This is a genomic window from Streptomyces sp. NPDC012474 (assembly GCF_042955185.1).
GTDB lineage: Bacteria > Actinomycetota > Actinomycetes > Streptomycetales > Streptomycetaceae > Streptomyces > Streptomyces cahuitamycinicus.
On the sequence record NZ_JBIBEP010000002.1, the window covers coordinates 474,310 to 486,514 of the forward strand.

Genomic DNA, 12,205 nt, shown 5'->3' on the forward strand with positions numbered 1-12,205 from the left:
CCGACTCATGAAGATCATCCTCACCCACGAGGTCTCCGGCCTCGGTGCCGCGGGCGACGTCGTCGACGTCAAGGACGGTTACGCTCGCAACTACCTGATCCCGCGGAAGTTCGCTATCCGCTGGACCAAGGGTGGCGAGAAGGACGTCGAGCAGATCCGTCGTGCTCGCAAGATCCACGAGATCCAGACCATCGAGCAGGCCAACGCTGTGAAGGCCCAGCTCGAGGGCGTCAAGGTCCGTCTGGCCGTTCGCTCCGGCGACGCCGGTCGTCTCTTCGGTTCCGTCACCCCGGCCGACATCGCTTCCGCGATCAAGGCCTCCGGTGGCCCCGAGGTCGACAAGCGCCGCATCGAGCTCGGCTCGCCGATCAAGACGCTGGGCGCTCACGAGACGTCCGTGCGTCTGCACCCCGAGGTTGCCGCGAAGGTGAACATCGAGGTCGTCGCGGCCTGAGTGCCGCGCGTGCTGAAGCAGTAAGCGATGGGGCCGCACCCTGCGGGGTGCGGCCCCATTCGTGTCTGTCGGACGCAGGCCTGCGGAGGGCCTTCTCTGTCGGGAGCAGGTATACCGAGGGACGTTCCTGTTTCACGTGAAACACCGCGTTCTGTGGAGCACACCCTGTTTCACGTGAAACAGGCAGCGCTTCACGTGAAACGGTCAGCGGGTCGCGCCCGTCACAATCCATGCGCCCGAGCGAGTGCGAAGCCACAGGGTCAGCATCCGCACAGTCATCATCAGCGTCATCGTGGCCCAGAGGGCGGTGAGCCCGCCGCCCAGTACCGGGACCAGTAGAGCGACCGGCGTGAAGACCACCAGAGTGATCAGCATCGCCCAGGCAAGGTAGGGGCCGTCGCCGGCACCCATCAAGACTCCGTCAAGGACGAAGACGATGCCGGAGATGGGCTGGGAAAGGGCGACGATGATCAGGGCGGGCAGCGCCACATCCTTGACTGCCGGGTCGCTGGTGAACAGAGGCAGGAACGCCGGTCGGCTGATGACCACCAGAATTCCGAGAACGGCTCCGACGGCGATACCCCACTCGACCATGCGACGGCATGCGTCCCGGGCGCCCTGGGCGTCACCGGCTCCGAGGTATCGACCGATGATGGCCTGCCCCGCGATGGCGATGGCGTCGAGGGCGAAGGCCAGCAGGCTCCACAGGGAAAGGATGATCTGGTGGGCGGCGATGTCGGCATCCCCGAGACGGGCAGCGATCGCCGTGGCGATCATCAGGATCGCCCGCAGCGAGAGAGTGCGCACCAGCAGGGGCACACCGGCTTGCGCGGAGGCCCTGATCCCGGAGGCATCCGGGCGCAGCGAGGCACCATGCTTGCGCGCTCCGCGCAGAACCACCACGAGATAGACCGCGGCCATGCCGCACTGAGCGATGACGGTGCCCCAAGCGGAGCCGGCGATCCCCAGATCGGCGCCGTAGACCAGCGCGGCGTTGAGGGCGCCGTTGACGACGAAGCCGGCGATGGCGACGTAGAGAGGGGTCCTGGTGTCCTGCAGGCCGCGCAGGACACCGGTCGCGGCGAGGACCACCAGCATCGCCGGTATGCCGAGCACGGAGATGCGCAGGTAGGTGATCGCGTAGGGGGCTGCCGCCTCCGAGGCACCGAAGAGGTCCACGAGATGGGGTGCTGTCGGCAGTGCGACGGCGACGACGGCAGCACCGAGGAGCAGTGCCAGCCAGATACCGTCCATGCCTTGCCGGATGGCGGACGGGAGGTCGCCCGCTCCGACGCGACGGGCAACCGCGGCCGTTGTGGCGTAGGCGAGGAAGACGAAGACGCTGACGGCGGTCATGAGCAAGGCGGAAGCGACGCCGAGTCCGGCGAGTTGGGCTGTGCCCAGGTGGCCCACGATGGCCGTGTCGGCCATGAGGAAGAGGGGCTCGGCGACGAGGGCGCCGAAGGCCGGCACGGCCAGCGCGACGATCTCTCGGTCGTGCTGTCTCCGGCCGGTTCGGCGGCGCGCGGGGGCCTGTGTCATGTGCACCAATCTAATCGTCCACAGGTAAGAGATGCAAAGCATTCGCACCCCTTACTTTCCGTCCTCGGGTGCGCACTGCTGTGCACTGTTCGAGGCGATCTTGGGCCGGTTGGGAAAGTTTTTCTTCTGCACAGCCCGTGGATGACAAAGGTGCAGGTCAAGAGGGCTTCCCGAGTGAGGGTCATTGCTTGTTCACAGGCCTGTCCACCGGGTCGTGCACAGGTTTCGCGGAGTTCTCCACAGCATCTGGGCCGTCGTCCACATGGCCTGTGGATAACCAGATTGGCTGACGGTGCCGACAGGCCTACGGTGGTCCGGCGCCCGCTCCGTCCGCCGGTTTTCAAAACGCCACAAAACCGGCGCATGCCAACCGGAGTTGGGCCTCTTATTTGTCAGTGCCGTGCCGTAGAACAAAGGGGCACGGCTAGGTCTGCTTCGGCGGACGGGAGGAGGTGGCTCGGTGAGCATTTCCGAGCCCTTGGACGACCCGTGGGCCGACAGCGGTCCCAGTGATCGTCTGCCCGCCTCCCGCCGACGTGGTGACGGAGCCCGCGGCAGAGACGAACAGCATGAGCGCGGCAGGGACAACGGGGCGTGGGACAGCGGATCGGCCCCGTCCTTCGAGCGGGTACCGCCGCAGGACATCGACGCCGAGCAGTCCGTCCTCGGCGGCATGCTCCTGTCCAAGGACGCCATCGCCGACGTCGTCGAGATCCTGAAGGGCCATGACTTCTACAAGCCGGCCCACGAGACGATCTACCAGGCCGTCCTCGACGTCTACGCCAAGGGCGAGCCCGCCGACCCCATCACGATCGCGGCCGAGCTCACCAAACGCGGTGAGATCAACAAGGTCGGCGGGGCCTCGTATCTGCACACCCTCGTCCAGACGGTCCCCACGGCGGCCAACGCGGCGTACTACGCGGAAATCGTCCATGAGCGGGCCGTCCTGCGCCGACTGGTCGAGGCCGGCACGCGCATCACACAGATGGGATACGCGGCCGACGACGACGTCGACGAGATCGTCAACCGTGCCCAGGCTGAGGTCTACGCGGTCACCGAGCAGCGCACCAGCGAGGACTACCTGCCGCTCGGCGACATCATGGAGGGTGCGCTCGACGAGATCGAGGCGATCGGCTCGCGCAGCGGCGAGATGACGGGCGTTCCCACGGGGTTCACGGACCTCGACTCCCTCACCAACGGTCTGCACCCGGGGCAGATGATCGTCATCGCGGCCCGTCCCGCCATGGGCAAGTCGACCCTTGCCCTTGACTTCGCCCGGGCCGCGTCGATCAAGCACAACCTGCCGAGCGTCATCTTCTCCCTGGAGATGGGGCGCAACGAGATCGCGATGCGTCTGCTGTCCGCAGAGGCCCGCGTCGCTCTGCACCACATGCGCTCCGGCACCATGACGGACGACGACTGGACGCGCCTGGCGCGCCGGATGCCCGAGGTCTCGTCCGCACCGCTCTACATCGACGACTCCCCGAACCTGTCGATGATGGAGATCCGCGCGAAGTGCCGTCGGCTGAAGCAGCGCAACGACATCAAGCTGGTGATCATCGACTATCTGCAGCTCATGCAGGCCGGGGGCTCCAAGCGCTCCGAGAGCCGGCAGCAGGAGGTCTCGGACATGTCCCGGAACCTCAAGCTCCTGGCGAAGGAGCTGGAGGTTCCGGTGATCGCGCTCTCCCAGCTGAACCGTGGTCCCGAGCAGCGCACGGACAAGAAGCCGATGGTGTCCGACCTGCGTGAATCCGGCTCCATCGAGCAGGACGCCGACATGGTGATCCTTCTGCACCGCGAGGACGCGTACGAGAAGGAGTCGCCGCGCGCGGGCGAGGCGGACATCATCGTGGGCAAGCACCGTAACGGCCCGACGGCGACGATCACGGTCGCCTTCCAGGGGCACTACTCACGGTTCGTGGACATGGCGCAGACCTGATCGCCTCTCGTGTAGGGTCCCAAATTCCGTGTCCTAATCCCACGACCGATGTCCTATCGCTGGCAGATAGGACACGATCCTGAGACTGGCTGGTCAGCACCGTCACCCGTTGAGTGACGTGACGGGGTGCGGGCCCTGCTCGAACAGTGTGCTGGCACCGTGGCTGTAGGGGCAATCGCCCGAGCAGGGGGTGCCATGGACAGTCCTGATGTAACGGTCAGCGTTCGGCGTCGCAACAGCGACGCTGTCGAGGAACGAGCGTGGGTTGCAGCGTCTTCCGATCTGCTGAGGTCGGCTGTGCCATGGCGGACGTTCCGCTGGTACAAGGGGCAGAAGCACTACTCGGGTACTTACTGGTCCTCGACAGTTCGGGATCACGTGATCTACGAGTCCCGCCTGGAGCTGGCCAGGCTGCTCTTCGCTGTTTTTGACGCTTCCGTACAGCACATCACCGCCCAGCCGTTCCTGCTGAAGTCCGTGGTGGAGGGGAAGGTCCGCAAGCACATCCCGGACTACCTGCTGATCGGCGAGCCGGGACCTGTGGTTGTGGACGTCAAGCCGTACCGAAGGCTCTCCAGGCCCGAGGTGGCCTTCACGTTCGAGTGACACGGCAAGCGGTGGAGTCCCGGGGATGGCAGTACGAGGTCTGGAGCGAGCCACCGGAGGCGGAGCTGGATAACCTCCGCCTCCTCGCTGGTTACCGGCGGGATTGGCTGTTCAGCCCTGAGCTTCTCGATGAACTCCGCCGGACCGACCTCGATGAGGTCCCACTGGGCGAAGCCGCCCGCTGCCTGCCTGACCGCCCTGAGCCCCAGGTGCGGTCCGCGATTCACCACCTGCTGTGGTCCCATGCTCTCTTTGCTGATCTGCGTCAACCGCTCGATTCTTCACGGGTGTTGAGGAAGGCGGCATGAGCGGGGCAGGGACGAGGGTGGGGGTCGGTACGCGCTTCCGCTACGACGGGGAGACCGTCGAAGTGGTGGAGATGGCCGCTACGACGGCGGGCAACGAAGTGGTCCTCAAGGATGGCCGAGGGCGGCTACTCAGGTTGTCACTGAAAGAACTGCTGTTCTCTGACCGTGCGGCCGTGATACCCGAGCAAGCGGGCCCGGCAGCTGACGACGCTGAGGACATCGCGTCGGTAGTGCTGGGACAACTACACGAAGACGAGCGGCGGAAGATCCTCGACCGGGCCGAGCACGTCCGCGAGGCGAACTTTCGCTCGTTCTCGTTCGTGCTGGCGGCTCCTCATTGCATCGCGCGCTGGAGCAGCGGCTGTTGGAGGCATGCGGATGGCGATACGTCGTGTGGGGCGGACCTGCGTCGGCGGAGCTCGAGAACCTTCGGTTCCTCGCCGGGTCCCGACGCGACTGGCTCTTCGATGGTCTCCTGCTCGACGAACTTCGAGCGATGGAGCTGGACCGCCGGACACTTGGCGAACTCGATGACGCACTCGCCGGACGGGAACCGGAGGAGGCCCGTGCTGGGGTCCTCGACCTTCTCTGGCGTGGCGAATTGGTCACCGACTTAAGTACCCCTGTCAGCGGTCATCACGTTCTGAAGGTTCCGAAGTGAGCTGGGCCGGAGCCCGCGTGGGGGTTGGTACACGGTTCCGCTATGACGGCGAGACCGTTGAGGTAGTCGAGCTGGCGATCACCGTGAACGGCAACGAGGCGGTACTGAAGAACGGCCGCGGGAAGCTGCTGAGACTGGCAGTGAAGGAACTGCTGCTGATCGAGACCGGCATTCCTATCGCCTCGTCGCCGCCGGTCATGTCCCGTGTAGTGGTGTAGCCGGGTCGGTGAACAGCGGCTGGGGCAACTGCGGGTGGGCAAAACCGTCCGGCACCTCCGCCCGAACGGCTGCCCGGCCCCGCTCAGCTCTTCCGCTCACCCAGGACACAGAATTCGTTGCCCTCCGGGTCGAGGAGGGTCACCCAGTGCTGCTCGTCCTGCACGGTGTCGGCGCGCCGGGCACCGAGGGAGAGCAGCCGGGCGACCTCGGCCTCCTGGTCGTCGGGGCGGAAGTCGGGGTGGAGCCGGTTCTTCGACGTCTTGCCCTCGGGGACAGGCACGAAGAGCAGCCCCGGCATCTGGTCCGGCTCAGGCCGGATCTCGATGATCTCCTCGGATTCGTCGACCACTACCCAGCCGAGAGCCTCGGCCCACCAGCGCCCGAGGGCGATGGGGTCAGAGGAGTCGACGATGATCTGTTCCCATTCGAGTGCCATGGGCGTGAGCATAAACAGGGCCGGCTGACTGCCAGGGTGGGGGTGACTGCCGTCGACCGCCGGTCCGGTGTGGGATCGTGTCCCGCAGAGCGGTGTAGTAGCGCGATGTGGTAGCAGCGCGTCGCGAGAAGTGATCGCTGCCACACCACTCCAGGGGACACCACCTCGCCGCCCGCCTTCAGGCAGAACCCATGACCAGCCGATCGCCGACGGACGGCCATCGAACAGGACCGCACTCATCGACCAGAACGGTCGGCTCCGACAGGTAGACGTTCGAGTCGACGGGCCCATAGGTAACGTTGAACGAGTCGAGCCAGTACGACCAGTTCCGTATTCCGGCGGCGCCCCCGACTACCTGCTGCTGAAGCGGGAGGGGCCGCTGGTCGTCGATGTGAAGCCGAGTCGCTGGCTGGAGACCCCGGAGGTGGCCTTCACGTTCGCCTGGACACGCCAGGTCGTGCAGGGCCGCGGGTGGGTATCAAGTGCTGAGCGAACCGGAGCCGGGCGTGTTGGAGAACGTACGGCTCATCGCCGGATACCGCCGTGACTGGCTTTTCCCCGCTGATCTGCTGGAGCGGTTGATGGGGCCGTCGCGGGGTGCCCCGCGAAGAGGCCCCTCGGCGCAGTGGGTGGGTTCGCCCCGGAGCTTGTTCGGGCCGGGGTCTTGCACCTGCTGTGGTCGGGCCGGTCTCCCTGACATCCCCCTCCGAACGAGCCGAACGCGGTACGGCCACGCAGCTGACCCGATTGGGGAAACGAGTCGCCGCGGCCGCCCAGAAGGTCCCGGCTGAGGAAATGCCGCGACGGTGAGAGGGAACACCCATCCAAGCCGTGAGACAGCGGGAAGCTGCTCAGCGCCTAGTCTCGTATCTGCTCAGGATCACGCCGCAGGGAAGCGTTCGCGTCTCCACCAGGTTCAGGTTCACCCAGTTGTCCAGCGCGGTGAAGAACGCCGTGCCGCCGCCCACCAGGACCGGCGCGGTGGCCAGCACGTACTCGTCAATCAACCCGGCCCGCATGGCCGCCCCGGCTAGCGTCGCGCCGCCGATGTCCATCGGACCGCCGTCCTCGGCCTTGAGCCGGGTGATCTCGGCGACCGCGTCGCCGGTGACCAGGCGGGCGTTCCAGTCGACCTTGTCGATCGTCGAGGAGAACACCACCTTCGACATGTCCCGCCAGCGGCGCGCGAACTCGATCTCCGCCGGGGTGGCGTTGGGCTGCTGGTCGCCGGTCGGCCAGTAGGAGCTCATCGTCTGCCACAGCTTGCGCCCGTACAGCGTCAGGTCGGTCGACTGCAACTGATCGGACCAGAACTGGAACAGCTCGTCGCTCGGCACGCTCCAGCCGATGTCGTCGCCGGGCGCGGCGATGTAGCCGTCCAGGCTCAGGTTCATGCCGTAGATCAATTTGCGCATGGCGCCAGCCTTCCGTGAGGCGGTCCCTCGCGTACAGACCGGCGCGGCGCGGGAAACTCATCGGTGCGATCTGAGCTCGCATGTAGCCCTCGTGCTCGGTGACTCAGCCGCAGACTCATCGTTCCGGCGAGGAAAGGGCATCGATCTGAGACTGATCTTGGTGACATCGCGGTGAGACAACAGAGAACCAGCAGGTCACAGAAGATCGACAGGTCATCGGCGGCGAGACCCACACCTCACCGAAGTGTCTGGTCAGCGCGATGCCCTGTGCCAGGAGTCCACGAGACCTGCACCCGGCCTCGCAGGCTGCGGGCCCGAATGTGCTCGACGCGGGGATGTCAGGCCGGGTGGACTGGGCCCATGACGACATCTCAGGGAGAACTGCTTCCCGGTACCCGTCGTGCTCTGCTGCACCGGATCGCCGTCGCGCAGGCCGAAGGGCGGGCTCCGTCGCTCGTCGCGGCCGTTGTGCGGGATGGAACCACGGTGTGGACGGGTGCACGGACTTCGGTGGAAGGGCATGCGCCGGACGAGAACGTGCAGTACAGGATCGGCTCGATCACCAAGACCTTCACGGCCGTCCTCGTGCTGCGGCTTCGCGACGAGGGCGCACTGGATCTCGGGGATCCGCTCGAGAAGCATCTGCCGGGCACCGGCGTGGGGGAGGCGACCGTCGCAGAACTCCTGGCGCACACAGCTGGGCTGGCGGCCGAGACGCCGGAACCGTGGTGGGAGCGGAGCCCGGGATCCTTGCGGCCCGAACTCGCCGACGTTCTGGGTGAGCGGCCCCTGCTGGCCTCGCCCGGCCGCCGGTTCCACTACTCGAACCCGGGGTACGCATTGCTCGGCGCACTCATCGAGAAGCTCCGCGGGGCCCCCTGGGAGGACGTCCTTCGGCGTGAAGTGCTCGAACCTCTGGGTCTGTATCGCACCAGCGTGCTGCCTCAGGCGCCCCATGCGGGCGGCTGGGCCGTGCATCCCTGGGCGGATGTGATGCTTCCCGAGCCCGTCGAGGATCTGGGACGCATGGCACCGGCCGGTCAGCTCTGGTCGACGACCGGTGACTTGGCGCGGTTCGCGGTCTTCCTGGTCCATGGCGACGAGCGGGTACTGAGTGCCGAGTCGTTGCGGGAGATGAGGACACCTGCCGCGCCCCACGACGCGGCGGATGTGGCGAGCGGTTACGCCTACTGTCTGGGCATGGAGATCCGGCGACGGAACGGCCGGTCCCTCGTCGGTCACACCGGCTCACTGCCCGGGTTCCTCGCGTGCCTCATGATCAGCGTCGATGACGACGTGGCGGCGATCGCCATGGCCAACTCCACTTCCGGGCCGCTGCTGTTCCAGGTCGCCGCCGACCTGGTCCGCATCGTCGCCGAGGCGGAGCCGCGCATCCCTGCACCGTGGAAGCCGTTGGTTGATCTCGACCCGTCGCTGCTGGAGTTGACGGGGCAGTGGTACTGGGGCACGCACGCCTTCGCTCTGCGGCTGACGGCCGACGGACTGGTTTCGCTGGGGCCGCTGTCCGGTGCCGGACGCCGCTCACGGTTCCGCTCGAACGGCGACGGCACTTGGACGGGGCTGGACGGCTACTACGCCGGCGAGCCCCTGAAGGCCGTACGGCGGCCGGACGGGCCCGTGAGCCATCTGGACCTCGGCTCGTTCGTGTTCACGCGTCAGCCGTATGACGAGGGGGCTCCTGTGCCGGGCGGGATCGATCCCGGGGGATGGCGCGGTACCGGTTGAGCGGTGACGTGCCTGGGCGTCGTTTCACGTGAAACGACGCCCAGGCATGCCGGTCAGAGCTGGAGCTTGAAGCCTGTATGGGAGGCCGTGAACCCGAGTCGCTCGTAGAAGCGGTGGGCGTCGGTACGGGTCCTGTCGGAGGTCAGCTGGACCAACTGGCATCCCTCGTCCCGGGACGCGTTGATCGCCCACTCAATGAGTTGTGTCCCCAGCCCGCTGCCGCGCTCGTCAGCGTGGATGCGCACTCCTTCGATGGTCGACCTGGTGGCGCCGCGTCGGGAGAGCCCGGGAATGATCGTGAGCTGGAGCGTGCCGACGACCTGGCTCTGCCGTACCGCCACGACCAGACGCTGGTTCGGGTCGGCGCTGAGCCGCTCCAGTGCGGCCAGGTACGGGGCGAGGTCGTCCGGTGACTCGCGCTGTGCGCCCAGCGGGTCGTCCGCGAGCATGGCGACGATCGCCGGGACGTCGTCGGCGATCGCGGCACGTATCTCAAGATCTCCCATGGACGCACCCTACGCAGTGCCGGCCGGTGCGGAGATGCCGCACGCGGTATGTCCTGCCTCAGGCGGGCAGCGGGGCTTTCAGCGTCTCCACGACCCGGACCAGTGGGGCCAGTTCGGGGTTCTTCGCCGCTTCGTCGAGGGCTTCGCGCAGGGCGGCGTCGTTGGTCGGCCGTGCCGCCTTCAGTAGCTGGAGACCCGCGTCGGTGACGTTCGTGTAGATGCCCCGGCGATCCGTGGGGCACAGGTAGCGCTCCAGCAGTCCGCGGTCTTCCAGCCGTGTCACCAGACGCGTGGTGGCGCTCTGGCTGAGGACGACGGCGTCGGCGACCTGCTTCATCTGCAGATGTCCGCCGTCCCCGTCGTGCTGTCGGCTGAGCACGTCAAGCAGGGAGTACTCGCGCGCGCTGAGGTCGTGCCCGGTTTGCAGGGCGCGCTCGATGTGGGCCTCGATCCTCCCGTGGAGCAGGGAGAGGGCGCACCAGCTCTGGGCGAGAGCGGTGAGTGCGGGGTCCGTCGCTGTCATGGGCGTCTCCTCCGTCCCGGAGCGGCTGACACTCAGGATAGAGCAGATCCGCAATTGACGTCGGTTGCCTGTATGCCGCGTCTGCAACTATTGTGCACGCAGGCAAACTGCTCCTGCAATCGTCTGGGAAGGTAACCCTCCATGCCTCTCGCGCTTCTGGCCCTCGCGATCGGGGCCTTCGGGATCGGAACGACGGAATTCGTGATCATGGGCTTGTTGCCCGAGGTCGCGGGCGACTACGGAGTCTCCATCCCGACCGCCGGATACCTGGTGACCGGCTACGCGCTCGGCGTGATGTTCGGCGCCCCGCTGATGACCGTGCTCGGCACCAAGATCTCTCGCAAGCGGATGCTGATGCTGCTCATGGGCCTGTTCATCGTCGGCAACCTGCTCTCGGCACTCGCCCCGGCCTTCTCCGTCATGCTGATCGGCCGGATTGTCGCCTCGCTGGCCCACGGCGCCTTCTTCGGCATCGGCGCGGTCGTCGCGGCCGATCTCGTCGCCCCGGACAAGAAGGCCGGAGCCATCGCGATGATGTTCACCGGCCTGACCGTCGCCAACGTGGTCGGCGTCCCGCTGGGCACGCTCGTCGGGCAATCCGTCGGCTGGCGGGTGACCTTCGCCATCGTCGCCGCCCTCGGCGTCGTCGGGCTGGTCGGCATCGCTCGGCTCGTCCCCGACACGCCCAAGGCGGAGGGCGTGCGCCTGCGGCACGAACTGGCCGCCTTCAAGAACGTGCAGGTGCTGCTCGCGATGGCCATGACCGTCCTCGGCTTCGGCGGTGTCTTCGCGGCCATCACCTACATCGCGCCGATGATGACCCACGTCACAGGCTTCGCTGACGGCTCGGTCACGTGGCTGTTGGTCCTCTTCGGCCTCGGCATGGTCGGCGGCAACCTCGTCGGCGGCAGGTTCGCCGACCGCGCCCTGATGCCCATGCTGTACGTCTCCCTGGGCGCCCTTTCCGTCGTCCTGGCGCTGTTCACCCTCACCGCCCACGACAAGTTGCTGTCGGCGATCACCATCGCGCTGATCGGCGCCCTGGGCTTCGCCACCGTGCCGCCGCTCCAGAAGCGGGTTCTCGACCAGGCGCACGGCGCCCCGACCCTGGCCTCAGCCGTGAACATCGGCGCCTTCAATCTCGGCAACGCGTTGTCCGCCTGGCTCGGAGGCCTCGTGATCGCGGCAGGCCTCGGCTACACCGCCCCCAACTGGGTCGGTGCCGTCCTGGCAGCCGGAGCCCTGGTCCTGGCCCTTCTCTCGGCAGCCCTTGAGCGCCGTACCGGTGAGCCCGGCACTGTCGTGACGGGTGGCGCACCGGCCGGGCAGCGGGCCGCCGTCCACCACTGAGCAGCCGGGTCACCCCGACCGACCGCATGACTCAGCAGCACCAGCACGTCGTCCAGGACAACTCCCTCCTGATCACCACCACCGCTGTCGCCCCGCTGACCCCCCGGGACGCCGATGCGCTCGTCGTCGCGTCCCGGCGAGCCGCCGAGGCCGCAGGCGTCACCAACAGCGTCACCGTCCTGGACTCGGGCAGCATCTGCTCGCCTTCCGGCGGGACCACCGGGCCGTGCTGATCTCCGACGAGACCAACGCCCGCAAGGCATTCACGGCTCTCCAGCCGAACGCGCCCACCGCGGACCTGGTCGACGCGGTGCAGCCGGGAGGCCTCTTCCACACGCTGCCGACCGCGCTCGACCGGCCGCTGCCGTTCACCGCCGACGGCGGTCCGGTGCGGCGCGAGGGCCGTCTGATCGGCGCGATCGGCGTCGGCCCGCCGGAGCAGGACCACGGCTTCGCCACGGCCGCCCTTGAGGCCCGTGCCTGACCAGGCCTCAGCA

12 protein-coding genes and 1 pseudogene are annotated in these 12,205 nt (G+C 67.3%); 8 read left to right on the forward strand and 5 right to left on the reverse strand.

Annotated features, from left to right (window positions below; all coding sequences use genetic code 11):
* Positions 1 to 7: 7 nt before the first annotated feature.
* Positions 8 to 454, forward strand: a complete 447-nt coding sequence (gene rplI, locus ACFY9S_RS06980; protein ID WP_033309881.1) for a 50S ribosomal protein L9 — start codon at positions 8 to 10, stop codon at positions 452 to 454.
* A gap of 204 nt (positions 455 to 658) precedes the next feature.
* Here the strand turns inward: rplI and ACFY9S_RS06985 are convergent, their stop codons facing one another.
* Positions 659 to 1,996 (reverse strand): MATE family efflux transporter, encoded by a 1,338-nt coding sequence (locus ACFY9S_RS06985; RefSeq protein WP_391123852.1) that lies wholly within the window; start codon positions 1,994 to 1,996, stop codon positions 659 to 661.
* Between the two features lie 460 nt (positions 1,997 to 2,456).
* Between ACFY9S_RS06985 and dnaB the strand changes: the two genes are divergently transcribed.
* From dnaB to ACFY9S_RS07005, 4 genes are all read left to right on the forward strand, one after another.
* Entirely contained in the window at positions 2,457 to 3,938 is a 1,482-nt protein-coding gene (gene dnaB / locus ACFY9S_RS06990) for a replicative DNA helicase (RefSeq protein ID WP_161364680.1), read from the forward strand.
* 195 nt (positions 3,939 to 4,133) lie between these two features.
* Positions 4,134 to 4,544: a TnsA-like heteromeric transposase endonuclease subunit gene (locus ACFY9S_RS06995; RefSeq protein WP_391123855.1), complete on the forward strand. Its 411-nt coding sequence runs from the start codon at positions 4,134 to 4,136 to the stop codon at positions 4,542 to 4,544.
* Between the two features lie 304 nt (positions 4,545 to 4,848).
* Complete coding sequence (locus ACFY9S_RS07000; protein WP_391123857.1) at positions 4,849 to 5,469, forward strand: hypothetical protein; 621 nt, start codon at positions 4,849 to 4,851, stop codon at positions 5,467 to 5,469.
* A gap of 40 nt (positions 5,470 to 5,509) precedes the next feature.
* A complete protein-coding gene (locus ACFY9S_RS07005) occupies positions 5,510 to 5,731 on the forward strand; it encodes a hypothetical protein (protein WP_391123859.1) in 222 nt (73 codons plus the stop codon).
* A gap of 83 nt (positions 5,732 to 5,814) precedes the next feature.
* Here the strand turns inward: ACFY9S_RS07005 and ACFY9S_RS07010 are convergent, their stop codons facing one another.
* Positions 5,815 to 6,168 (reverse strand): VOC family protein, encoded by a 354-nt coding sequence (locus tag ACFY9S_RS07010; protein WP_261680111.1) that lies wholly within the window; start codon positions 6,166 to 6,168, stop codon positions 5,815 to 5,817.
* 851 nt (positions 6,169 to 7,019) lie between these two features.
* On the reverse strand, positions 7,020 to 7,583 hold the full coding sequence (locus ACFY9S_RS07015) for a dihydrofolate reductase family protein (protein ID WP_391123861.1): 564 nt from the start codon (positions 7,581 to 7,583) through the stop codon (positions 7,020 to 7,022).
* A gap of 360 nt (positions 7,584 to 7,943) precedes the next feature.
* Here ACFY9S_RS07015 and ACFY9S_RS07020 point away from each other — a divergent pair, with 360 nt between their 5' ends.
* Positions 7,944 to 9,329: a serine hydrolase gene (locus ACFY9S_RS07020; RefSeq protein WP_391123863.1), complete on the forward strand. Its 1,386-nt coding sequence runs from the start codon at positions 7,944 to 7,946 to the stop codon at positions 9,327 to 9,329.
* A gap of 53 nt (positions 9,330 to 9,382) precedes the next feature.
* On the opposite strand, the gene ACFY9S_RS07025 is transcribed toward ACFY9S_RS07020, so the two are convergent.
* Positions 9,383 to 9,835: a GNAT family N-acetyltransferase gene (locus tag ACFY9S_RS07025; RefSeq protein ID WP_391123865.1), complete on the reverse strand. Its 453-nt coding sequence runs from the start codon at positions 9,833 to 9,835 to the stop codon at positions 9,383 to 9,385.
* 58 nt (positions 9,836 to 9,893) lie between these two features.
* On the reverse strand, positions 9,894 to 10,358 hold the full coding sequence (locus ACFY9S_RS07030; protein WP_391123867.1) for a MarR family transcriptional regulator: 465 nt from the start codon (positions 10,356 to 10,358) through the stop codon (positions 9,894 to 9,896).
* Positions 10,359 to 10,499: 141 nt separating this feature from the next.
* Here ACFY9S_RS07030 and ACFY9S_RS07035 point away from each other — a divergent pair, with 141 nt between their 5' ends.
* Both ACFY9S_RS07035 and ACFY9S_RS07040 read left to right on the forward strand, forming a co-directional pair.
* Complete coding sequence (locus tag ACFY9S_RS07035) at positions 10,500 to 11,708, forward strand: MFS transporter (protein ID WP_391123869.1); 1,209 nt, start codon at positions 10,500 to 10,502, stop codon at positions 11,706 to 11,708.
* Between the two features lie 71 nt (positions 11,709 to 11,779).
* Positions 11,780 to 12,192, forward strand: a pseudogene (locus tag ACFY9S_RS07040) (heme-binding protein).
* Positions 12,193 to 12,205: the final 13 nt, after the last annotated feature.